This window comes from Mesorhizobium sp. M7A.F.Ca.US.002.01.1.1 (assembly GCF_004022955.1).
Taxonomy (GTDB): domain Bacteria; phylum Pseudomonadota; class Alphaproteobacteria; order Rhizobiales; family Rhizobiaceae; genus Mesorhizobium; species Mesorhizobium ciceri.
The window spans coordinates 1-22,427 of record NZ_RZQE01000048.1; the positions used below are offsets into that span (position 1 = coordinate 1).

Consider the following 22,427-nt stretch of genomic DNA (forward strand, 5'->3'; position numbering starts at 1 on the left):
TGGTTCGTCGAGGTCTTAAAATGCTGGTTGCCGAAACCGCCATTGCCGCCCTTGGCCAGCAGAAAGCGCTGTCCGACCACGGTCAGGTCGCAGATCAGCGTCTCGTTGTCTTCTTCGAACACCTGCGTTCCGGCCGGCACTTTCAGCGTGACGTCGGCGCCCTTGGCTCCGGTCATGTTGCGGCCCATGCCGTGGACGCCGGTCTTGGCCTTGAAATGCTGCTGATACCGGTAGTCGATCAGCGTGTTCAGCCCGTCGACCGCCTCCAGCCAGACATCGCCGCCGCGGCCGCCGTCGCCGCCATCCGGCCCGCCGAACTCGATGAATTTTTCACGCCGGAACGACACCGAACCGGCGCCGCCATCACCGGAGCGGATGTATACCTTGGCTTGATCGAGAAATTTCATGAGATTGTACAGTTTCTACTAGTGGCTTTGCGGCATTGCTCTAAACCTTGGCCCTTGCTCTAAACCAAGGCGCGGCGAAGGGCGAGGCCGTTTTGTGACAATGGCCATGTGGGTTGGCCGGAGAGACGTCGGAATGAAGCTTGTAACCTACAACATCCAGTACGGCATCGGCCTCGACGGGCAGTACGATGTCGGGCGCATCGCCGATGCCGTGCGCGGAGCCGACGTGATCGCTTTGCAGGAGGTGACCCGCAACAATCCTCGGAATGGCGGCCGCGACATGGTCGCCGAGATCGGCGAGGCGCTGCCCGACTATTTCGCCGTCTATGGCAGCAATTTCGAGGCCAATATCGGTTCGCACATCGACAACGGCCGTGCCGTGACGAAAACCTTCCAGCTCGGCAACATGGTGCTGTCTAGGACGCCCATTCATCTGTCGCGCAACCTGCTTTTGCCGCGCAGCCGCAGCTTCGAGATGATGAACTTCCAGCGCGGCGCGCTGGAAGCGCTGATCGAGACGCCGCTTGGTTTCATCCGCTTCTATTCCATCCATCTCGATCACCGCAGCCCCCTCGAACGCGCCAGCCAGATCCAGTTCCTGCGCCAACGCATGCTGAACTATGCGCTCGAAGGCGGAGCACTGTCCGGCGTCGCCGAGATCGGCCTGCCGGAACTGCCGCATCCCGAAGCCTTTGTCGGAATGGGCGATTTCAACATGCTGGCCGGCTCACCCGAATATGTCGAACTCGCCGGCCGGCCGGACCATGAATTCGGCATGCCGCTGACCGCCGACTTCGCCGTCGATGCCGCCTTGCGGCTGAACGCCACCGGCGACGATCTCATCAGTTGGGTTGATCCCAAGCAACCCACCGATCCCAGCCGGCACAAGCGCATCGATTATATCTTCACCAGCGCTTCGCTTGCCAGATCCCTGCAGCGTCTATGGGTCGACCGAAAGGCAGTCGGCTCGGACCATCTGCCAGTGTGGGTCGAGCTGGGCTGATGGCCATTCATCTGGCGGCGTTTTCGCGTTCGACGATCGCCATCATGATCGTATCGCGGTATTCCCCGTCGACATGGACGGCATCGCTCTGCACGCCCTCCCTGACAAACCCGACCTTGTCGTAGAGAGAGATGGCGCGAGCATTGTCGGAATGCACGGAGAGTTCGATGCGGACGAAACCGGCCCTGCGCGCTTGCGCCAAGGTTGCATTGATGAGCCGCAGTCCAAGGCCACGCCCCCGATAGGGAGGAACAATCCCCATCCCGAGGGAGCCGCGATGGGCATGGATGAGCCGATCATGGCGTGAGATGTCGCACCAGCCGACGACCTCGCCACGAACAACGGCCACGAACCCCGGATCGCCTCTCCCGATACGATCCATTGCGAAACTTCTGACTTGATCCAGCGGTGGCGCCTCAAGGAAGGACAAGTACTTTCGCTCACGCGCTACGACATCGAGCGCGCGATGAAAGCTTTCGATATCCCCAGGCGTCATCGGCGCGATCGCGGCCGTTTCAATATCGCTGCTGTCGACCATTGGCTTGACCGCCGTCATCCATCAGAAATGCACCCAGTTCCGCAGGCTGGTCCAGGTCTTGCGATCGAGCCGGTAGCGCTCGACGGGAACCTGGCCGGCGACGATCGAGTTCAGCATGCCCTGGCCGGCATACTGGAACCCGCATTTGTGGATGACGCGGCGCGAGGCCGGATTGATGACCCGCGTCGAGGCATGCAGGACCTGGATCGACGTCCTCTGGAAGGCGAGATCGACCAGCGCGTGCGCTGCTTCCGTCGCATAGCCCTTCTTCCAGTGCGGCTCGCCGATCCAGTAACCGAGCTCCAGCCCGCGATCGGTGGTGTTGAGGCCGGCGCAACCGACGAAGGTGTCGGTGCCAGCCAGCGTCAGGGCATAAGCAATGCCGGCCCGGCGCGATTTGGTCATGGCCAGGAAAGCGCGCGCCTCGGCCTCGCCATAGGGGTGCGGCATGCGTGCCAGCATTTCGGCGACATGGCGGTTGTCGGCAAGCTCGACCAGCTGCGCGATATCGCCCTCGTGGGGCGCCCGCATCACCAGCCGCTCGGTGACCAGCACCGGGCAGTCTATCGCGTAACTTTCGTCTTCTGAGTCTTCCGCTTCGGCAACCATTTGAAAGTCCTCCAGGCACAAGAAAAAGGGGAGATGGAAACCCATCTCCCCTGATCCTTTTCCTGGCTTTGCCAGACACCGGTTCCCGAGATGGGCGCCGGTGTTCTAGTGCGGAACCGGCTACTCCGCGGCTTTGGCAATCGGGTTGACCGATACGTAGGTTCGGCCGTTGGCTTTTTTGTTGAACGTCACGGCGCCGGTCTCGAGCGCAAAAAGCGTATGGTCCGTGCCCATGCCGACATTGACGCCGGGATGCCACGTGGTGCCGCGTTGACGAATGATGATGTTGCCCGGGATGACGGCTTCGCCGCCGAACTTCTTCACGCCCAGACGCTTGGAATGCGAGTCGCGACCGTTGCGCGACGAGCCGCCAGCTTTCTTGTGTGCCATCTAACTAACTCCGTTGCGCCGCAAGGCGCCTAAAAGGCCTTATGAACGCGTTCGCGTTCCGTTTCAAGTCCGATCCGGCGACCTGGTCGCCAGAAAATTACTTCGCCGCCAATTCCTTGGCCTGCTCGCGCCAGTCCTTGATCTGGTCGGCGCTGAAGGGCATGTGCTCGTCGATCTTGGCGACATCCTTGTCGGTCAGCTTGGCGAGCTGCGCGAAGGTGATGATGCCCTGCTCGTTGAGATCCTTGGCTGCGACCGGGCCGATGCCCTTGATCACGGTCAGATCGTCCGGCTCACCCTTGGGCGCCTTGAACAGCGGCGCTGCCGCGGTCTCGGCTGCCTTTGTCTCGGCTGCCTTGGCCTTGGGCTCCTTCTTCGGCGCGGCTTCCGCCTGCACCTCGGTGGCGGCCTCGGCCTTCATCTTCTTCGGCGCCTTGACCGCTGCCGTCTTCGTCGGCTTGGCGCCACCCAGCAGGATCTCGGAAATCCGCACGGTGGTCAAAAGCTGGCGATGGCCGATCTTGCGGCGCGAATTCTGCCGGCGGCGCTTCTTGAAGGCGATGACGGTGCGGTTCTTGCCCTGCTCGACGACTTCGGCGGTGACCACCGCGCCGTCGACGAACGGCGCGCCGAACGTGACATTCTCGCCTTCGCCATGTGCGAGGACGTGGCCGATCTCGACCATATCGCCGACAGCGGCTTCGAGTTTTTCGATCTTCAGGAGATCGTTGGCGGCAACGCGATACTGCTTGCCACCCGTTTTAATGACTGCGAACATTTTTTGCCTTTCGCTGTTCGGTCGGCCTTGATGAGCCGCCTCTGGCGGTTCAGCCGTCTTTTTGTCAGTCTGCGGGTTCAAAAAACAAGCGGCGCGGAAGAACCCTCCACGCCGATTGCGCGCTGTCCCTAACCGAAGGTTGAGTGCGAGTCAAGGCAAACAGCTGTTGTCGGGACTGTTGTTGGCGGCCGAAGGATCGAGCGTGTCAGCACGACTGCACGACGTGACCGTCATCGAGGCAAGCACGCGTGACTGGTTACCAACCTACCCAGGCCTCGCCGCCGCTGAACCGTCGCGAATCCGCTGCTTGCCCGGCAAGCCAAATAACTGACGGATTGGCCTTGTAACCTGCCCGTTCAGCCGTTATCTAGTGCGCCGCGCCGGCAACGGCCGACCATGACCGCGGAGAGGTGGCAGAGTGGTCGAATGCACCGCACTCGAAATGCGGCATGGGTGCAAGCCCATCGGGGGTTCGAATCCCTCCCTCTCCGCCATTTAGCTTCCATAAAAATCCTTTCCTTTCAAAAGCTTCCTTGTTGCGCTTGACCAGCACGAAGCGAAACATATCTTAGACTGTGTAACAAACTGTGTAACATTAGAGAAAGATAATGCGACGTTCCGCAGCGCCAAAGCCGCATAAACGTGAAGGCATCTGGTATCTCGTCCGCAGGGTGCCGAAGGAATTCGCGGCGTTTGATCGCCGCTGCCTAGTACGCATTTCCACGGGCGTCGCCGTGGCTGACGATCCCCGCGGTGTACGGGCGCGAGATGCAGTGCAAAGCCTCGGCGCGGGGCTGGAGGCGTATTGGCGTAGACTGCGGGAAGGCCAATCCGCCGAGGCGGGGCTGCGTTTCGAAGCCGCGAGGAAGCGCGCGCGGTCATTTGGATTGGCCTATCGCACTAACGAGGAACTAGCAGCGGGGCCGCTCGACGAACTCATGGCCCGTATCAAGCTGCTCCTCGACAAAAAATCGATCGAGGACGCGCAGGACGTCTCGGCCGTCATGGGTGGGGAGAAGCGGCCAGCGGTCCGCCTGAGCGGTCTTATCAAGGAATTCGAGACGATCGAGCAACAGAACTTGCTGACCATGTCGCCCAACCAAATCAAGAAATGGCGTAACCCCAAAAAGCGCGCAGTTGCCAATCTGGTTGGAGTCATTGGCGACAAGGAGATCGCAAGCCTCACTCGGGACGACGCAATCGCGTTCCGCGAGTGGTGGCAAAAGCGGATCGTTGAGGATGGACTTGATATCGGTACGGCCAACAAGGACATCGGCCATGTTTCGAAAATGCTGCGCGTCGTCGATCTGACTCACCAGCTCAAGCTGGAGCCGGTTTTTCGAAACCTGCGTCTTTCCGGCGCCGTCCCCGGGCAACGCGCTGCGTTCACAGCGGAGTTCATTCAGGAGAAGATACTCGCTGAAGGCGCGCTCGACGGACTCAATGACGAAGCCCGCCATCTAATCTATGTGATTGCCGATACCGGACTCAGGCTTTCTGAAGCGGCAAACCTCACCACCGAAACAATCCACCTCGATCGAGAAATCCCGCATGTGCGGGTGCGCCCCAATGGCCGTCGCTTGAAGACCGGTCATTCAGCCCGTGACATTCCCTTGGTTGGCGGCGCACTTGCAGCCATCAAGCTCCATCCGGACGGCTTTCCTCGTTATCGCGACAAGGCCGCGTCACTTTCAGCGCTCGTCAACAAGGTGCTCGCCAGCAAGGAACTTCTGCCGACTTCCGAGCATAGTCTTTATAGCCTGCGACACACTTTCGAGGACCGGCTGACGGCAGTTGAGGCGCCGGAGAAGGTAATTGCTTCTCTGATGGGCCACAAATGGATCCGGCCCAAATACGGCGCGGGACCTTCGTTAGCGCAAAAGCGCGAGTGGCTCCAAAAAATCGCTTTTACCCCGCCCGGGCGAATGTGATTGCGGCGCCATCCAGGCCTTGAGAACCAACCTCACGGCTCCAGCTGTCCGAGCCATTTAGGTTGAGCGTGGCCAGCACGCGCTGCGCTCGCTCGCGATTTCCGAGCTTCCGCCGCATTTGTTCGACCTCGTATTCCAGCCTTTCGAAGGTCGGTATATAGGCATCTCCATGCCGGATGACCAAGTAGGCGGCAACAGCTAGACACCATTCTAGCTCCGTGGCCGATGGATCGGAAAAAGGGGCGACGCCATACCAAGACGAGCAACGCCTCTCGAGGGCTTCCGAACTAGGCAAACGGCCAGCATGTGGCATGGGAAAGAAACCTATGCCTGATCGACGAACCTAAAGTGCTCACGAAGCTTGACCGGTACGCGGGCCATCGGAGGGTTCTGCCTAAAACCGCCAAAAATTTTGAAACACCCATTCATCCGGCTCGAATTCAAAGGGATCGGCGATTTTTGGGTTATGGCTTGCAAGCATAGTTCAGCCCAGACAAGAACGCCTGATATCTTGTCGTGCACTGTCACCCTGCCAAATATGGTGCCGGCGACAACGGCAGTTTGGCGAGCAGAAGAATTCCCGAGACTGAGACGTTCTACGGCTTGGCCCATGTTCGCGCTCCTCCTCGATTGGAGACAGGATGGGCCATATGGAAGCGAATAAAAGGAGGTTGGTGACGAGTCTCGGTAGTGGAGTAGAAACGGGTGGAAAAGCTTGCGCTATTCGCCATCGGCGCCGCTAAGCGCATTTGAGAGAAGGGGCAGCGATCGCCAAGAGATGACGTCCGATCGCAAGCCGGCTAGAAATGCGACAGTGACGCGCCTTTTTTGGCACGACCTTAGCACCCGATCGGGCCTCAGCTGGTCGTCGTTGCGCAGCCGATCGGGTGCGATTTTTATAAAGCTCTCTTGGCTTTAGCTTTGAGAGCCCGTCATCGAGACAAATGCAAGGGAACGGTCCGCCCCCTGGGGACATTCGACATGCCGTGGCAGCTTCCTATGGTGAGCCAGCGCATTCCGATACACGTTTTCCGCGCTCTACCGTTGCTCCAGCACCTGTGCTGAGGCTGAGCGCTTGATCAGGACCCGACCGCTGCTGTTGCGGGATGGTGACTGGGTTGAGGTCGCGAAGACCTTGACCGCGGGTACGTTGTTCATCCCGATGAGCGCTGAGCCGAGAAGCAGCCAAGAACGCTTCCCGTAATCGAATCCTACGGGAACCGCGAAACCAGCGTCCAAAGGACGCAATTCTCCGACGTCGTTCACTCAAGCTCATCTCGCAACTTGAACGCTTGTATGAAGCCGCTGCATGTGCGCCGGTGGACCGGATTGCTGCTATCCAAACCACGTGCTCAGTTTCGCCCCCGTAATAACTCTACCGTCCGAAACGGCTTTCGCGCGTCAGGTCCACCCCACATGAAAGTTCCGCGAGCAGCACGGACGGAGAGGCCGGTCACAACTCCTTCGCGTGCTCTTTTACTACCGAATCAAGTGCCAAATGGAGAGGCACTGCCTTAGAGAACAGGAAGCCCTGCGCGGTTCTGCAGCCAAGCTTGTACAGAGTTTGCCGATCTGCCTCTGTTTCAACGCCCTCGGCCATGACCTCGATCCCGAGCGTCCTACCAAGATCAATCACCGCTTTGACAAGCAGCCGATTCTCCCGGGACTTGGCTAAGCCGCGAACGAAGCCCTGATCTATTTTCACCTTCCTGATCCGACTGTCCTTGAGCGATGCCAACGTCGAAAAACCGGTGCCGAAGTCATCGAGCGCGATAGAAATGCCAGCATGTGAAAGCCGGGCGAGCTTTTCATCCACTCTGTCCGGATCCACTGGGGCTTCTTCGGTAATCTCGATGTCGAACATCGTTGCAGGGAGGTCTTTTGCCGCCAGACCATTAAGAATCATCTCGTCAATATCGCCAGCTTCCAACTCGCACGGTGAAACATTCATCGCCACACGAACATCACGACGGTCAGCTTTGACCAAGCCCTCGATAAGAGCGCAACAGTCGGCGAATACCGTTTGAGTTAGCAGCTGAAGCATTCCAGTTTCGCGTGCCGCTGTCATGATCTCGGGCGGAGAAATGGGACCGTGAAGCGGGTGAGACCATCTTAGCAAGGCTTCAAAACTGACGACGGCTTCAGTTTCGAGTCTTACGATTGGCTGAAACCAAGCGACCAAGCTTCTCATCGTTATCGCCGAATGAAGATCGCGTTCGATTGACTGGCGGCGTTGCAACTCCCGGGCTAGCTCGGCATCGAACAGACAAAATTCATTCCTGCCGCGGCGCTTAGCTGTGTAAAGGGCGATGTCGGCCCGCAACAACATTTCCGTTAGTCCGGGGTTTTCAGCCAAGTAGATTCCTATAGACGCTCCAATGCGGACTGATGCGATCCCAGGATAGGGGCGAGCAAGCTTGGCTATGAGATTGGACGCGAGATTGGTGGGAGAAGGAGAATTCTTTCGCGAAGAAAAAACCAGCACGAATTCATCCCCACCGATGCGGGCGAGCGTTGAGCCCTCCGGTGCTTCTTCCTCTATTCGGCGGGCGATCCTGGCAAGCAGCTCGTCACCCGTTCTGTGACCGTAGGTATCGTTGACAGATTTGAACCCGTCCAGATCAATCAGCATGGCCACAAAGGGTCCATCGGTGTTCTCAAACTGATCGATTGCATGTTCGAGGCCCCGCCTGTTGAGGAGCGCGGTAAGATGGTCCTCCCTGGAATTGCGCTCCATTTCCGCGGCAAGCCGCTCGGCTTGATGTCTCAGGCGGCTCGCGTCACGGAAGCGCGCTTGTCCAACGAACGAGGATCGAACCAGGCCGCCCTCGAAAAGCAGGACGGCAAAAGCCAGAATGTAGTTTTCCGGGGCTCCCTTCGTCAGCAAACATGCGGCGGCAATGAGGAGTGGCGGTGTGATGAAGCATATCGCTGCCGCAGCATATGAGCTGCCGTACGTGACCGCGCCAGCTGAAATGCCCGCCAGAATTATTAGATGCAGCGATGCTTGAGACGTCGTGTATCCAGCCGTTAGGACGGCAAGGAATGACCAGGTGAATCCCGCCAGAAGAGCAAGCCTGCCAAACCAGCGAAGCCGCAGCCAAACCCGTGTCAGATCATCCTGGACTCCGGGTTCCTTCAGCTGATGACGGGCGAGTGCAAGGCGGGCGGCATTTATCGCATTAACGACCGAAAACCAGGCCGCGCCAGCAAGACCGTTCCCGGAAAGGGCCTGCACGGTCAAAATCAGCCCGGACAGCACAATGCTTATCGGCATTGAGACGAAAAGGCCTGCCCTCAGATCAGCGAGCTGGTCCTGAAGGATTCTCGCCTCCAGCGGATCTTCTTTTTCCAAGGCTGGACGGGTCAGCTTGCTTACTCCTGCTTGTCCGCAGCCTATGCAGCCCCCCTGAAGGACGGGTTAATTCTTCAATCGGAGATCAGCGTCGGGGAGCAGGATTACTCCGGTGCATCATGCACTCTCTCATCGCTCGCCCAGCACGCGCAAAAATGCGACTGCTGGTGCAGTATCACCGCTGGAGCTCCGCCGAAATCCCATGCCGGACAAGGGGAACATGTTGGGCAAAGCGAAGCCCCAGATGCCTTGCAAGCCGTGCCGCCAGGTGGTCTCTGGAGTAGAGTCCAACCAATATGTTCGTTGCATGGTAGAGCGGCGCCGCCGACAGGCGCAGCCGCCTTTCGTATATATGCAGCATGTCGGGGTCGCCAACATTGCGGCCGTCGCGGCACGCAGTCATGATTCCACGGGCGAGTTGCTTCTGGCTGCTGAGACCGATGTTGAATCCGTGAGCGGTCACCGGGTGCATGCCGATGGCAGCGTCGCCGATGAGTGCGGCGCTCGGCGCCCGGAATTTGTGCGCCCAGGTCGTGACCAGCGGATAGGTGTGGCGCTTGCTTGCCAAGGTCATTTTTCCAAGGCGCCCTCGACACCGTTTCGTCAACTCCGACAGGAACAAATCATCATCGAAGGCAAGCAGTCTATAGGCCTCGTTTGAGCGCAATGTGAGCAGCAGCGACGACATGCCCTCCGCGAGGGGCAATATCGCTATCGTCTGATGGTGATCGAACCATTCGATGGCGATCTGGTGGTGGGCGCGCTCGTGCCTCACTCGGCAAATCAGCATCGAGTGGCCAAGCCGGTTGATATCGGCGCCGATGCCTAGCAGATCACGCGTGGCGGACAAACGCGAATCCGCGGCAACAACCAGCCGAGCAGTTAAACGCGCGCCATTAGAGAGCGTTACGACTGCTCCTTCTTGGCTGTTTGTTGCATCGACGACCGAGTGGCCGCACAACAGCCGGGCGCGATCCTGCAAGCGGACGATTTTGAACAGCGCCTCGCGGATCCGGCAATTTGGAACCAAAACCCCCAGCGGTTCTCCAGAGTTGCTGGGAGGATCGAAACGAAGAGCGAATGCGCTCGAGCCGTTGAGCACGCGCGCGCCTTGAAGTGCTGATTTGTCCGAAGCCGGGATGACATCCCAGGCGCCGAGCTCGCGAAGGGTTCTGATCGAAGCGTTGGTCAGCGCGATTTCGCGACCATCGAAAGCCGGATTCGCCAGACTATCGAATGTGTTCTGTTCAACAACTGCCACCTTGAGTTCGCTTTGGGCAAGCGACGCAGCGAACGAAAGGCCGACCGGGCCGGCTCCAACGACAACGATGTCAAAATTATCGTCAGAGCCCATCAGCGTGCCGCCATCCGGTCGCCTATCCTCGTGTAACGGTGGAACTGAGCCGAGTGACATGAGCTCCGTGCCCGCCGCATTGCCTAAAGGCGCTGGGCCGGGAGATTCGCATCGATCGGCAACGAAGCACTCAAAGCGCTCAGAGGTGGATGCGGCTAACCGATCCCGCCCTTTCGCCGCGCAGCCGCGCAGATCGCCGCCAGCAAGCGAGACACTCGCGACGCTGGTCAGCGACGGCCGCGCCGCATCGATCGCCACATTCCACCTGGAACCCTTGCGCATACTACTCACGCTCCACGACGTCGAAGCGGGCTCTCTTGCGAGGGTGAGGGTATCGAACGTAGCGCTCTCTCTCGTCATCCCAGCCAAGGTAGCGGAAACTTTTATCCACGACCGCGCATATCTCATCAAGAACCTGCTGCATGGCTTCGATGTCGATGTCCTTGCAATTCAGTCGCCGATAGAGCAAAGCCCACGCGGCGACATAGTCGTCGAAATAGCGCGCGTCACTCGAACCAATGATCAACTTCGGACGGTTGATCGATTTCGAAAACGCACGTCCCAACCCCGATGATGCTCCGCAGCACGTTGACATCACGAGGATCTTCGGCGCTGGATGCGAGCCCTGGAACATTTTTACGAAGTCAGCCCAAAGAAGGCCACTTCGCCCACTGGACGAAGCGATCCCGTCACCATTGCCGTGCCCGGCGATGTGAAGCACGTCGCACTCCGCCTCCATCGCTCGTACTACAGCCTCACCAAATTTCGTTCGGTTCAACGCCATTTGGAGCTCCGCGCGGATGTTGACAGCCTTTAACAAGTGCTGCACGATCGGTCCCTCTTGCCTGTCGGCGAAGTAGTCATTTGCATTGTGGCAGTCGATGATGTGTACGGTGTTCATGGTACTCCAGCCGCTTGTTCGTTCATCGTCGTGACGAGCGGACACCACGCGCGCGGAACCGCGTGACGTGCGCTGGGTTCCGGTACCGTCGCATAGCCTCAAGGCGCGGGCCGGGAATCGGGATGGATCGGCAACGACGCACACAACCCATCAAAGGCGAAAGCTGTTGATCGGCCCCCTGTCCGCGCAAGCCACGCGGATGGTCAGCCAGCAAGCGAGATACACACGACGCCGGTCAGCTAATGGCTGCGCCGTAAGCACAAGGCATGGCCGACCACACGACAGAAAACCCAGAACCGTGAAGGTGCTGATAATGACGACCAATCTTTCCGTAAGTCATGCATTTCTCCGTCGAAGACTGGTCAATAGACCACGCCGATGAGTATGACCCTGATCTGGATCAGCCAGACATGACCAATCGGCACTGGCGGTTCACGGTCAGGTGATCGACCGTGACGTTCCACTTTGGAACCCGTGCGCACATTGCCAAGCTCTCGTCCGGCCACGCGAGGTACTCTCGTGGCATCACACGCCTCATACTGGGTGCAATGGGAGGCAGTCCTTCGCACGACAGAGGCTTTTCACAAATGTAGTGTGCAGCTTAGGTCAAGATGGTCATGGAGCATGGAGCATGGAGCATGGAGCATGGAGCATGGACAGCTTGTTCCCGACCGAGCCGGCTCGACTGACGAGCGCGATCCGCGCATCTTATGCACAGCGGATTGAAATCAGCGTTCCGGTTTGTCGTCCCGATCAATTAGTATCCGCTCGGCGGCTCCGTCGAGATCTTCGTATTGACCGCTTCGCAATGCCCAGACGAAGCCGGACACACCCAGTGCACCCAGAAAAAGGGCCACTGGTATGAGATAGAGCAACGTCGTCACGAGGATTATGCCGAATAGCTGACTGCGGAGCGTCCGACTTTTTGAATAACTTGCAGCGTCGCATTCGCCCCGAAGCCGTGCAAGCGCAATGCGTTTCCAATAACAAGCACCGATGAGGCAGACATGGCAATCGCCGCTAACAAAGGCGTGGCGTGGCCCAGGATGGCGATCGGCACGGCGACGGCATTGTAGACGATCGCAATCGCGATGTTCTGGCGGATCAGGTGTCCCGCCTTGCGCGAGACGTCCAGCGCGAGAGGCACTGCCAGAAGGCTTTCGCGCAGGAATACGAAGTCGGCGGCATTGCGGCCAATGTCGGCGGCGGTGGCCGGAGCGATCGAGACACGCGCCGCGCTCAGCGCCGGCGTGTCGTTGAGGCCGTCGCCAACCATCAGAACCTTGTGTCCGTCTTTCGCCAGGGTCTCGATGCGCTCGACCTTGCCCGACGGCAGCAGGCACGGAACGAAGTCCTCGACACCCAGCATTCTTGCAACTTCACCGCAGGCACCTGCGGTATCGCCCGACAGCATTTGCATCGACACCCCAGTATCGTTCAATCGCTTGATCGCCGCCGCCGCGTCGGCGCGCAGCGCATCCTCGAAATCGAAGGTCGCGACAATGAACCCGTCTTTTGTCAGCACCGTTCCGCCATAGCCATGGTTGCCTTCACCACCGGTCCGGGCCTTCCATCCAGCCCATCCGCGTCGACCCAGCCGCCAGATGCTTCCGGCGACAGTGGCTTCGATCCCGAACCCCGGATGCTCTGTGACGGCATCGAATTTGTGTTGCCCGCCAGGAGCGGCAAAGCCGGTTATGGCCTTTGAAAACGGGTGACGCGAGTGCGCGGCCATGTCTGCCGCGATTGCCAGCATGGCCGGATCGATCGACGATGCATTGAGGAGCCGGGGTTGTCCGAGCGTGAGCGTTCCGGTCTTGTCGAACACTGCGTTATCAATCGTCGCCAGGCGCTCCATGGCCGAACCGTCCTTGACCATGATGCCGTTCTCGAACAGACGCCGCGCGGCGACCACCTGAACGATCGGTACGGCGAGGCCGAGCGCGCACGGGCAGGTGATGATCAGAACGGCAATGGCGATCGTCATCGCCCGGTGCCAGTCGCCCGTCGCCGCCATCCAACCCAGGAATGTCACGAAGGCGGTGAGATGAACCACGGGCGCGTAGAGTGCCGACACGCGATCAGCGATGCGGCGATAGTGCGCGCGACCGCCCTCTGCGGCTTCCATCAGCCGAACCATTTCGGCGAGGAACGAATCCTTCGCGGCGGCGGTCGCCTCGATCGTCAGCGGGCCGGTAAGATTGAGCACGCCGGCCTGCACGGCTTCGCCCGGCGCCACGTTTTTCGGCGCGCTTTCGCCTGAGGCCAGCGAGCAGTCGAGATCAGACGCTCCGTGGATGATCTTGCCGTCGACGGGGATCCTTTCACCGGCCGCGATCAGCAGCTGCATCCCCGGTTCGATCTCGCCAACCGGCAGATAGTCGCGCGCGCCATCGCCGCGCAGCACCATGGCGCCGCGTGCGGCCAGCTGCGACAGGCCTTTCACCGCGGTGCGGGCACGTTCGCGCATCACGTGATCCAGCGTCCTGCCGATCAAAAGGAAAAAAAGCAGCGAAACCGACGCGTCGAAATAGGCGTGGTCGCCATGGTTGATCGTCTCATAGAGGCTCATGGCGTAAGCGAGCGACACTCCGACCGCGATCGGCACGTCCATGTTCATGCGGCCGTGGCGCAGTGCATTCCAGGCCGAGCGGAAGAAGATGCCGCCGGCGAAGGCGAGCGCTGGGATGGCGATCAATGCGGAGACCCAGTGAAACAGGTCGCGGGTAGCCCCTTCGGCCCCGGACCAGACAGAGACCGAAAGCAGCATGATATTGCCCGCCGCGAACCCGGCAACCGCGACGGCGCGGATCAACTCCGAAAGCGTCCTGTCCTTTTCATCAATCTCGGGGGCGAAGAGATGCGCCTGGTAGCCGAGCCGTCCAAGCGCGGCGACGAACGGTGGAACCTCGTCGCCACGCCAGCGGACCGAGACCCGTTTCGTCGACAGGTTGACGCGGGCGCTCTCGACGCGATCGAGCGTTCCCAACGCCGTCTCGATCGTCTGGATACAAGCTGCGCAATGAACGCTCGGCACCGAAAGATCGGTTTGGCGGAGATCATCTCCAAGCGATCGGCTCGCCAGCCTGATCTCTTGACTAGACGGCAGGACCGACGTGGTGCTGCCCAGATCAAGCGCCATTTCGGCGCCCGGTGCACAACAACTCATTTCAGCGCTCCATGGGAAATCATGATCCTGCGGACTTCGCGGTAGGGCTCGGCCAGACCGGCGTCAGCGTCGACTTCGACGATCCAGACGCCATCCTTCGGCATGTGCTGGGCTGCGAATTCCTGGCCGGAGGCGAGGGCGAGGTTGACCGCCTTGTCCTCTTTCTCGTAGGCGGGATGGCGAAACAGCACCTTGACGCCATGCAAGGCAATCGGCTTGCCGACGGCGTCGGTAAGGCTATAGCGGACCTCGCCCCATGCGATGGTCAGCTTGCCGGTCCAGCCGAGCGCTGCCTGCGCCCGCCCCTCCTCGGCCTTCTTGTTGAACTGCTGGCTCGCCACATAGGTGTTTTCGACGACAAGGCCGGTCCAGCTCGTGTTGGCGAGCGTTGCCATCGTCAGATTGACCGCGATGACCACCCCGAAAAAGGCTAGGATGATGGCCAGCATGTGCCTGCCGGTGAATACGCGGGGTTTTTCAGCGTTAGCGGTCATCTGGCAGTCTCCGGCGCGTTGAAGGTGGCGGTGTATTCGTCCGCCTCGAAGCTCGCCTTGTCCTCGACACGGAACTTGAAGGTCTGCGCTGTGCCCTGGATTTGATCCGCCGGCTGGCGCACGAAGACCTTCAGCATTTTCAGGCGGTCGGGTTCGACCGGAATGGCAAAAGAACGGCCTTCCGGGATGTCGTCGCCGACCACGCTCATCTCGGCGCCCTGCAAGCCTTGAATCGCGACAACGATCGTCCTTGGCTCGGGGATCATGTTGAGCAGCTTGACGGTGTAGCCGTTGCGGATCGAGCCGTCGGACAGCGTGACAAATTGCGGATTGCGATCATGCAGCACGTTGACTTCGAGCCGATCGCGCGTCAGCAGCGAATAGAGCAGACCCAGGCCGATCAGCGACCAGATACCCATGTAGACGTAGGTGCGTGGCCGAAAGATCTTGCGGATATGGAAATGCGCCACCTTGTCGGAGAACAGGCCATCAGCGGTCCTGACCTGCGACGGGTTGACTGAACTGGAGCCGCCCGCGGTCGCCAGCATCATGTTGGCGTTGTAGTCGGACAGTGTCGCATAGGAGATCAGCCCGCGCTCCTTGCCGAGCTTGTCCATGACCCCGTCGCAGGCGTCTATGCACAGCGCGCAGGTGATGCATTCCATCTGCTGGCCATCGCGGATGTCGATCCCCATCGGGCAGACCGCGACGCAGGCATTGCAGTCGACGCAGTCACCGACCGGCAGCCCTGCGGCAAGGACCTTCTTGGCGTGGCGAGAACGCGGTTCGCCGCGCCAGTCATTGTAGGTGACGGTGAGAGAACTTTCGTCGAGCATCGCTGCCTGGATGCGCGGCCATGGGCACATGTAGGTGCAGACCTGCTCGCGCATCAGACCGCCGAACGTGTAGGTGGTAGCCGTCAGCACGGCGACAGTGATGTAGGCGACGGGTGGCGCGGTGCCGGTGAAGAGTTCGCCAACCAGCGTCGGCGCATCGGCAAAATAGAAAATCCAGGCGCCGCCGGTCGCCGCACCGATGACCAGCCAGACGGCGTGCTTCGATAAGCGCAGCATCAGCTTGCGGGCGGTCCAGGGGCCTGCATCGAGTTTCATGCGAGCGTTACGGTCGCCCTCTATCGCACGTTCGACGACGAGGAACAGATCGACCCACACCGTCTGAGGGCATGCATAGCCGCACCAGGCACGGCCGACAGTCGAGGTGATCAGGAAAAGACCGACGCCCGCCATGACCAGGAGGCCGGCCACATAGAAGAATTCCTGGGGCCATATCTCGATGAAGAAGAAGTAGAAGCGCCGGTTCGCGAGATCGAGCAGGACTGCCTGGTCCGGGGCAAATGGACCGCGAGCCCAAGGCAGCCACGCAGCCAGGTAATAGATGCCAAGTGTGATCGTCATCACCAGCCATTTGAAGCGACGAAAGTTGCCCGAGGCGCGCTTCGGAAAGATCTTTTGACGCGCGGCATAAAGCGGCTTGCGGGTTTTGGCGGAATTGACAGTTTCTGTTTCGAGCCCTGTCAACTGCGTCTTGTCACGCATGTGCAACTCCACTTTCCCAGCCAATGTCAGGGGCACCTGTCGTAAAGCCTCGCCGTAGGATAGCCTTGCCGGGTTGTGCAGATCGCATTAGGGATGGTGTCGAGGCCCGGCTCACGCCGGGCCTCGTCCGCTTGGCAGGGGGGACCGAAGAATAGGACCTTCCATTCCTATTCTCCGCCGCCAAGCGAATGGACATAAACTGCAAGTTCCTTGACCTTGATCTCGCCGAGACGGCCAACCCAGGCCGGCATGACGCCCTGTTTTGGCGCACGGACCTGTGCGGCGATGGCTGTCTCACCGGATCCATAGAGCCAGATCGCATCGGTCAGGTCGGGGGCGCCGAATTCCCTGTTGCCTTTTGCATTGTCGCCGTGACAGGCCACGCAATTCTCGGCAAAGACCTTGGCGCCGGGTTGGATCAGACTTGCATCGCGGACCTTGCCGGAAAGGCTGGCCACGTAGGCGCTGACTTGTGCGATCTGGTCGGCGGTAATGATGTCGCCGAAGGCCGGCATTTCCGACAGGCGCGTGTCCGGATCGGATGCGAAGCGGATGCCGTGCGTAATCGTCTGCTGGATCTGCTCGGCCTTGCCGCCCCACAGCCAGTCGTCGTCGTTGAGATTGGGAAAGCCCTTGGAACCCTGGGCGCCGGAGCCATGACATTGTACGCAATTGACCTTGAAAGCGGCGCCACCGGCGGCGATTGCGAATTCGCGCAGGCCGTCGTCCGCGGCGATTTCCGAGACGCTCTTGGACTCCACCGCCGAGATATATTTGCCCTTGGCGGCCTCAGCCGCGGTCAGCTCGTTCCTGACCTCGTTGCGGCTGGAATAGCCGAGCACACCCGTTGTCGCCGAGTGCAACAGAGGCCATGCTGGATAGGCAATGGTGTAGCCTATCGCCCAGACAATGGTGACGTAAAAAGTGATAACCCACCATCTGGGAAGCGGGTTGTTCAGCTCCCGGATACCATCCCATTCGTGGCCGGTGGTCGAGACGCCAGAGATTTCATCGATATGCTCGTCGCTCATGATCACTCGTCCTCGAGCGGAATGCGGGCCGCTTCGTCGGCCAGCCTTCGGCTGCCGGGGCGTAGGGCAAAGGCGATGCACCCCACGAAGAACAGCGCCATCGCAACCAGGCCCCAGCTGTCGGCAAACGCCCGCATCAAATTGTAGGTCATCAGCGTTCTCCTCAGCGGTAGCCGGCGGCTTCGTCGTAATTTTTGAAGTCGACCAGTGTGCCAAGCATCTGCAGGTAGGCGAGCAGGGCATCCATTTCGGTGACCTGTTGCGGGTTGCCGTCGAAGTCGCCGATCTTGGCTTTTGGGTAACGCGCCTCAAGGCCTGATGTGTCGGCATTGGGATCGGCCTGCGCCGCCAGATCCGCATTGGCGTGGGCGATCATGTCATCGGTGTAAGGGACGGCTACAAGCCTGTTGGCGACCAGATGCGTCGAGAAATCCTTCACGTCGATCGGCGTGTCTTTCAGGAACCCATAGCTCGGCATGATCGATTCCGGCACCACCGAGCGCGGGTCGGTAAGATGCGCGACATGCCATGCATTCGAGTAGCGGTCGCCAACTCTGGCGAGATCCGGCCCGGTGCGCTTCGATCCCCACTGGAAGGGGTGATCGTACATGGACTCGGCAGCCAGGCTGTAGTGGCCATAGCGCTCAACTTCGTCGCGGAACGGCCTGATCATCTGGCTATGACAGAGGTAGCAGCCCTCGCGCATATAGATGTTGCGCCCGACAAGTTCGAGCGGCGAATAGGGGCGCATGCCTTCCACCTTCTCGATCGTGTTGTCGAGATAGAAGAGAGGCGCGATCTCGACGATGCCGCCGACCGTCACCACGAGCAGCGAGCCAACGAGAAGAAGCGTGGCGTTCTTCTCGATGATTGCGTGTTTGTCCATCAAGCCCATTACCTGGCTCCTGATCGCGCAGGTCGGATGGCGACGGGGCTCGGCATCGGCTCCTCCTCGCGCTGGTGGCCGAGGATGGTCCTGGTGATGTTCCAGGCCATGATCAGGGCGCCGGAGAGGTACATGGCGCCGCCGATGGCGCGCAGGACATAGTAGGGGTGCATGGCGGCGACGGTTTCGGCGAAGGAGTAGACCAGGAAGCCCTGCTCGCCATATTCGCGCCACATCAGGCCCTGCATGATGCCGGACACCCACATCACCGCGGCGTAGACGACGATCCCGAGTGTCGCCAGCCAGAAGTGCCAGGTGACGAGCCTCAGCGAGTAGAGCCGTTGACGGTTCCAGAGCTTCGGGACCATGTAGTAGATCGCGCCGAACGAGATCATGCCGACCCAGCCGAGCGCACCCGAATGGACGTGCCCGATGGTCCAGTCGGTATAATGCGACAGCGAATTGACCGCCCGGATCGCCATGATGGGGCCTTCGAAGGTCGACATGCCATAGAAGGCGACGGCCATCACCATCATGCGGATGATCGGATCGGTGCGCAGCTTGTCCCAGGCGCCGGACAGCGTCATCAGGCCGTTGATCATGCCGCCCCAGGACGGCATCCACAGCATGATCGAGAACACCATGCCGAGCGTCTGCGCCCAATCGGGCAAGGCGGTGTAGTGCAGGTGATGCGGCCCGGCCCAGATGTAGAGAAAGATGATAGCCCAGAAATGGACGATCGACAGCCGGTACGAATAGACTGGCCGGTTCGCCTGCTTGGGCACGAAATAATACATCATGCCGAGGAAGCCGGCGGTGAGAAAGAAGCCGACCGCGTTGTGGCCGTACCACCATTGCGTCAAGGCGTCCTGGACCCCTGAAAAGGCGGAGTAGCTCTTGGAGCCCGGGAACGAGACTGGTATGGACAGGTTGTTGACCACATGCAGCATCGCGATGGTCACGATGAACGACAGGTAGAACCAGTTGGCCACGTAGATATGCGGTTCCTTGCGCTTCAGGATCGTGCCAAGGAACAGAATGAGGTAGGCGACCCAGACGATGGTCAGCCAGACATCCACATACCATTCGGGTTCGGCGTACTCGCGGCCCTCGGTGATGCCGAGCAGGTAGCCGGTCGCGGCCATGACGATGAACAGCTGGTAGCCCCAGAAGACGAACCAGGCGAGATCACGGCCGAAGAGGCGCGCGCGGCAGGTGCGCTGCACGACATACAGAGACGTGCAAAGCAGCGCGTTGCCGCCGAAGGCGAAAACGACACCGGATGTGTGCAACGGCCGCAAACGACCGAAATTGAACCAGGGCTGGATGTTGAGATCGGGGTAGGCGAGCTGCAGCGCGATCACCACGCCGACCAGCATGCCGACGACACCCCAGAACACGGTGGCGATCGCGCCGTAGCGGATCGGACCATCCATGTAAGCGGATGGGTCAATCGGAGCTGCTGGCCTGAACTCCGTGTTGCGCAACAGGATCGCAGTGAAACCAGCCACTGCGAAGAACAACACCCACATGTGTCGGCGGAAAGGTTCATCCACGCCGAAGCCGGCGGCCACCAGGGCCGCAAAAGCGAACACGCTTAGAAGGACGATCTCTGTGCCGAATTTCATTGCAGATCCCGATCTCGAATCTGGTGGATGCCAAATCCGCAGCGCACTAATCGCGCAGCCGCCGCCCCCTCGCCCTGATCTATGTCAGGCCGCACGATTTTGTGCGGCGCAATCAGCAGGTGGCGAATGAACGAGGAACGCAGCGCGGGCTCACTCCCTCATGGAAGGCGTTCCCTGGGTTGGGCGGGCGCAGACGCGATCGCTGAGGCGAAAGCTGAGGCTCTGCGCGCGTTGGATGCTATTGCCGATGCCCTGCCAAACGTTGTTCGGATCCCATTGGAAACGAACGCGATCGTTCCGCCGAGCCGTGGCAGATTAAGGACCATGCTTCGCCGGTATGTGCCGAAACACACCTGGCGATTGGTCACGTTCCTATCAAAGCCCGAAAGCTGTTTGTCTCGACAACCGTGACGCCGCTTCGTCGAAGGCGCGGCGACATCGCATTAAAAGGCAAACACGGCCCGCCCCGGAGTCATGCGACATGGCCTCGCCGCTTAGGGCCGCTCGCGTCCGCCGCCACAGCGCTTCTCCAGACGGCTTATGCTGTCCACCGTCACATGGCGTGCGTTCTCAATCCGAATCACCCCGTCAGCCCGCAATCGCGTCAGTTGGCGGCTCACGGTCTCGCTGGTGATTCCAAGGAAATCAGACATTTCGGCACGCGTCAGCGGCAGATCGAAGGAGGCCGACCCGGAAGCCGCATCGAGACTGGAATCGATATTCCGGGCCATCATGAGGAGAAAAGTCGCCACCTTTTCCGGAGCTGTCTTGCGCCCCAGCGTCACCATCCACTCGCGCGCCTCATCGAGTTCATTCAGCGTCTGTTTGAGCAGGCGATGCTCGAATTCCCGTGACGCCTTCATCATCCGTTCGACGGCCGCTCGCGGAAACGAACACAGCGTGACTGCTGTTGCCGCTTCCGCATTGATCGAGCTTTCCTCCTTGAAAGGACGTCCCAGAAAATCCGGTGCAAACTGGAGACCGACGATCTGCTGGCGCCCATCCGACAGGCTCTTTGATAGCTTTACCACGCCTGAAAGCACGTTGGAGTAGCTGTCGACGTTCTGTGCCTCGCCGGTCAACTCCATTCCTGACTCGATCCGGCGACGCGAGCAAGTCTTGGCGAGCCCAACCAAATTGTCTGGATCGAGCGCACCGCAGACACCGCGACGCCGTGCCTCGCAAGGGAAGCAAAGAACAGGAATGCCGGAACTATGAATGTCTTGCCGAAAGGTCATGCGTTCGCCTTACCCGATCCTAACTGCCGGCAGGATACCCATCCAGGGTAGAGAAATCCTGCGGCGGTTTGTCCATGAGCGCGGCTGATCGAGATCAGGGTCTGCTTCAGCGATGCGTGCAGTGTTCCGGCGGGCAACACGGTGAACGCGAGATGCAATCGGAAATAGCTGTCAAACTCAGCGAGAACGTCCCACGCTACACCAGCTATCCGACGGCGCCGCATTTCCATTCGGGGATCGATGCTGCCATTTACCGTGGCTGGTTGGAGACGCTGGAAAGCGGCGACGAAATCTCGCTGTACCTGCACATTCCTTACTGCGACAAGCTCTGCTGGTTCTGCGCCTGCCACACCAAGCAGACGCACCAATATGAGCCGGTGGCCGCTTATCTGCGCTCGCTGAATGCCGAAATCGTCACGATTGCCGGTCTGGTGAGCGGCAAGGCACATGTCCGTGCAATCCACTTCGGTGGCGGTTCGCCAACTATTCTGAGGCCCGATGATATGGTTGCTCTTGGAGCGGCCTTGCGGGACAGCTTCGACCTTCTCCCGGATGCTACGGTCAGCATCGAAATCGAAACCAACGACATGGACAAGGCGCGCCTTGATGCACTTGCTCAAATCGGCGTAACGCGGGCGAGCCTCGGCGTGCAGGATTTCGATCCGCAAGTGCAAAAAGCAATTAATCGTGAGCAGAGTTTTTTGCAGACCAAGGCAGTCGTCGACGGGGTTCGTTCGCGGGGCGTCGAATCGGTCAATCTGGACCTGCTCTACGGGCTCCCGAATCAGACACGCGAGACGATCTGTTCCACGGTGGCGCAGGCACTGACCTTGGAGCCAGACCGGATGGCCCTGTTCGGCTACGCACATGTGCCCTGGTTCAAGAAGCATCAGACGATGATCGACGAGGCATGGCTGCCGAGTCCCACTGAGCGTTTCGCCCAATCTCAACTCGCGGCGCGGGCAATTGTCGCCAAGGGATATGAGGCAATAGGACTCGATCATTTCGCGAAGCCCGACGATGCGCTGGCCATAGCGGCCCGCGCAGGGGTTTTGCATCGCAATTTTCAGGGCTACACTGAGGATCGCTGCCCGACACTGATCGGACTTGGCCCTTCGTCCATCGGTCGTTTTCGCCAAGGCTACGTGCAGAACATGGC

General features: G+C 60.0%; 19 protein-coding genes, 1 tRNA gene and 1 pseudogene. 4 read left to right on the forward strand and 17 right to left on the reverse strand.

Annotated elements, in window-relative coordinates; all coding sequences use genetic code 11:
* Positions 1 to 407: pseudogene (gene obgE / locus EN932_RS08035) on the reverse strand (GTPase ObgE); the annotation flags it as partial.
* Between the two features lie 133 nt (positions 408 to 540).
* On the opposite strand from obgE, the gene EN932_RS08040 reads away from it, so the two are divergent.
* On the forward strand, positions 541 to 1,410 hold the full coding sequence (locus EN932_RS08040; RefSeq protein WP_013529066.1) for an endonuclease/exonuclease/phosphatase family protein: 870 nt from the start codon (positions 541 to 543) through the stop codon (positions 1,408 to 1,410).
* 7 nt (positions 1,411 to 1,417) lie between these two features.
* Here the strand turns inward: EN932_RS08040 and EN932_RS08045 are convergent, their stop codons facing one another.
* The 4 genes from EN932_RS08045 to EN932_RS08060 all read right to left on the reverse strand — a co-directional run bounded on the left by EN932_RS08045 (position 1,418) and on the right by EN932_RS08060 (position 3,725).
* The gene (locus EN932_RS08045) at positions 1,418 to 1,948 is read right to left on the reverse strand and encodes a GNAT family protein (RefSeq protein WP_127368022.1); all 531 of its coding nucleotides are present in this window, start codon (positions 1,946 to 1,948) and stop codon (positions 1,418 to 1,420) included.
* A gap of 21 nt (positions 1,949 to 1,969) precedes the next feature.
* Positions 1,970 to 2,557: a GNAT family protein gene (locus EN932_RS08050; RefSeq protein WP_024502874.1), complete on the reverse strand. Its 588-nt coding sequence runs from the start codon at positions 2,555 to 2,557 to the stop codon at positions 1,970 to 1,972.
* Between the two features lie 120 nt (positions 2,558 to 2,677).
* Positions 2,678 to 2,947: a 50S ribosomal protein L27 gene (rpmA, locus tag EN932_RS08055; RefSeq protein WP_013529063.1), complete on the reverse strand. Its 270-nt coding sequence runs from the start codon at positions 2,945 to 2,947 to the stop codon at positions 2,678 to 2,680.
* Positions 2,948 to 3,044: 97 nt separating this feature from the next.
* Positions 3,045 to 3,725, reverse strand: a complete 681-nt coding sequence (locus EN932_RS08060) for a 50S ribosomal protein L21 (protein ID WP_127368020.1) — start codon at positions 3,723 to 3,725, stop codon at positions 3,045 to 3,047.
* A gap of 404 nt (positions 3,726 to 4,129) precedes the next feature.
* Here EN932_RS08060 and EN932_RS08065 point away from each other — a divergent pair.
* Positions 4,130 to 4,219: transfer RNA gene (locus EN932_RS08065), tRNA-Ser, on the forward strand.
* Between the two features lie 114 nt (positions 4,220 to 4,333).
* Positions 4,334 to 5,656: an integrase gene (locus EN932_RS08070; protein ID WP_063169217.1), complete on the forward strand. Its 1,323-nt coding sequence runs from the start codon at positions 4,334 to 4,336 to the stop codon at positions 5,654 to 5,656.
* Positions 5,657 to 7,109: 1,453 nt separating this feature from the next.
* On the opposite strand, the gene EN932_RS08075 is transcribed toward EN932_RS08070, so the two are convergent.
* The 12 genes from EN932_RS08075 to EN932_RS08130 form a co-directional block, all read right to left on the reverse strand.
* Complete coding sequence (locus EN932_RS08075; protein WP_082826564.1) at positions 7,110 to 9,011, reverse strand: EAL domain-containing protein; 1,902 nt, start codon at positions 9,009 to 9,011, stop codon at positions 7,110 to 7,112.
* Between the two features lie 175 nt (positions 9,012 to 9,186).
* Positions 9,187 to 10,368, reverse strand: a complete 1,182-nt coding sequence (ubiM, locus tag EN932_RS08080) for a 5-demethoxyubiquinol-8 5-hydroxylase UbiM (protein ID WP_024502870.1) — start codon at positions 10,366 to 10,368, stop codon at positions 9,187 to 9,189.
* A 280-nt stretch (positions 10,369 to 10,648) separates the two neighbouring features.
* Complete coding sequence (locus EN932_RS08085; protein WP_063169219.1) at positions 10,649 to 11,266, reverse strand: hypothetical protein; 618 nt, start codon at positions 11,264 to 11,266, stop codon at positions 10,649 to 10,651.
* 728 nt (positions 11,267 to 11,994) lie between these two features.
* A complete protein-coding gene (ccoS, locus tag EN932_RS08090) occupies positions 11,995 to 12,150 on the reverse strand; it encodes a cbb3-type cytochrome oxidase assembly protein CcoS (protein ID WP_081714250.1) in 156 nt (51 codons plus the stop codon).
* 5 nt (positions 12,151 to 12,155) lie between these two features.
* Entirely contained in the window at positions 12,156 to 14,435 is a 2,280-nt protein-coding gene (locus EN932_RS08095) for a heavy metal translocating P-type ATPase (RefSeq protein WP_128368781.1), read from the reverse strand.
* Positions 14,432 to 14,929, reverse strand: coding sequence for a FixH family protein (locus EN932_RS08100; protein WP_063169221.1), 498 nt, complete (start codon positions 14,927 to 14,929; stop codon positions 14,432 to 14,434). Before EN932_RS08100 ends, EN932_RS08095 begins: the two co-directional genes overlap by 4 nt.
* Positions 14,926 to 16,485, reverse strand: a complete 1,560-nt coding sequence (gene ccoG / locus EN932_RS08105; protein ID WP_063169222.1) for a cytochrome c oxidase accessory protein CcoG — start codon at positions 16,483 to 16,485, stop codon at positions 14,926 to 14,928. Before ccoG ends, EN932_RS08100 begins: the two co-directional genes overlap by 4 nt.
* Positions 16,486 to 16,652: 167 nt before the next feature.
* The gene (gene ccoP, locus EN932_RS08110; protein ID WP_063169223.1) at positions 16,653 to 17,516 is read right to left on the reverse strand and encodes a cytochrome-c oxidase, cbb3-type subunit III; all 864 of its coding nucleotides are present in this window, start codon (positions 17,514 to 17,516) and stop codon (positions 16,653 to 16,655) included.
* A gap of 2 nt (positions 17,517 to 17,518) precedes the next feature.
* Positions 17,519 to 17,668 carry a cbb3-type cytochrome c oxidase subunit 3 gene (locus EN932_RS08115; RefSeq protein WP_024502864.1) on the reverse strand — a complete coding sequence of 50 codons (150 nt, stop codon included), beginning with the start codon at positions 17,666 to 17,668 and terminating at the stop codon, positions 17,519 to 17,521.
* A gap of 11 nt (positions 17,669 to 17,679) precedes the next feature.
* Positions 17,680 to 18,411 carry a cytochrome-c oxidase, cbb3-type subunit II gene (ccoO, locus tag EN932_RS08120; RefSeq protein ID WP_063169224.1) on the reverse strand — a complete coding sequence of 244 codons (732 nt, stop codon included), beginning with the start codon at positions 18,409 to 18,411 and terminating at the stop codon, positions 17,680 to 17,682.
* Entirely contained in the window at positions 18,411 to 20,030 is a 1,620-nt protein-coding gene (gene ccoN / locus EN932_RS08125) for a cytochrome-c oxidase, cbb3-type subunit I (protein WP_063169225.1), read from the reverse strand. Before ccoN ends, ccoO begins: the two co-directional genes overlap by 1 nt.
* A 494-nt stretch (positions 20,031 to 20,524) precedes the next feature.
* The gene (locus EN932_RS08130; RefSeq protein ID WP_024502861.1) at positions 20,525 to 21,268 is read right to left on the reverse strand and encodes a Crp/Fnr family transcriptional regulator; all 744 of its coding nucleotides are present in this window, start codon (positions 21,266 to 21,268) and stop codon (positions 20,525 to 20,527) included.
* A 152-nt stretch (positions 21,269 to 21,420) separates the two neighbouring features.
* On the opposite strand from EN932_RS08130, the gene hemN reads away from it, so the two are divergent.
* Positions 21,421 to 22,427 (forward strand): oxygen-independent coproporphyrinogen III oxidase (hemN, locus tag EN932_RS08135; protein WP_128368782.1); only part of this gene is annotated, 1,007 nt, incomplete at its 3' end.

Bases quoted from the DNA above. Each gene is read 5' to 3' on its own strand.
- EN932_RS08040 (WP_013529066.1), top strand. From the start codon at position 541: ATGAAGCTTGTAACCTACAACATCCAGTACGGCATCGGCCTCGACGGG.
- EN932_RS08045 (WP_127368022.1), bottom strand. From the start codon at position 1,948: ATGGTCGACAGCAGCGATATTGAAACGGCCGCGATCGCGCCGATGACG.
- EN932_RS08050 (WP_024502874.1), bottom strand. From the start codon at position 2,557: ATGGTTGCCGAAGCGGAAGACTCAGAAGACGAAAGTTACGCGATAGAC.
- rpmA (WP_013529063.1), bottom strand. From the start codon at position 2,947: ATGGCACACAAGAAAGCTGGCGGCTCGTCGCGCAACGGTCGCGACTCG.
- EN932_RS08060 (WP_127368020.1), bottom strand. From the start codon at position 3,725: ATGTTCGCAGTCATTAAAACGGGTGGCAAGCAGTATCGCGTTGCCGCC.
- EN932_RS08070 (WP_063169217.1), top strand. From the start codon at position 4,334: ATGCGACGTTCCGCAGCGCCAAAGCCGCATAAACGTGAAGGCATCTGG.
- EN932_RS08085 (WP_063169219.1), bottom strand. From the start codon at position 11,266: ATGAACACCGTACACATCATCGACTGCCACAATGCAAATGACTACTTC.
- EN932_RS08095 (WP_128368781.1), bottom strand. From the start codon at position 14,435: ATGAGTTGTTGTGCACCGGGCGCCGAAATGGCGCTTGATCTGGGCAGC.
- EN932_RS08100 (WP_063169221.1), bottom strand. From the start codon at position 14,929: ATGACCGCTAACGCTGAAAAACCCCGCGTATTCACCGGCAGGCACATG.
- ccoG (WP_063169222.1), bottom strand. From the start codon at position 16,485: ATGCGTGACAAGACGCAGTTGACAGGGCTCGAAACAGAAACTGTCAAT.
- ccoP (WP_063169223.1), bottom strand. From the start codon at position 17,516: ATGAGCGACGAGCATATCGATGAAATCTCTGGCGTCTCGACCACCGGC.
- EN932_RS08115 (WP_024502864.1), bottom strand. From the start codon at position 17,668: ATGACCTACAATTTGATGCGGGCGTTTGCCGACAGCTGGGGCCTGGTT.
- ccoO (WP_063169224.1), bottom strand. From the start codon at position 18,411: ATGGGCTTGATGGACAAACACGCAATCATCGAGAAGAACGCCACGCTT.
- ccoN (WP_063169225.1), bottom strand. From the start codon at position 20,030: ATGAAATTCGGCACAGAGATCGTCCTTCTAAGCGTGTTCGCTTTTGCG.
- EN932_RS08130 (WP_024502861.1), bottom strand. From the start codon at position 21,268: ATGACCTTTCGGCAAGACATTCATAGTTCCGGCATTCCTGTTCTTTGC.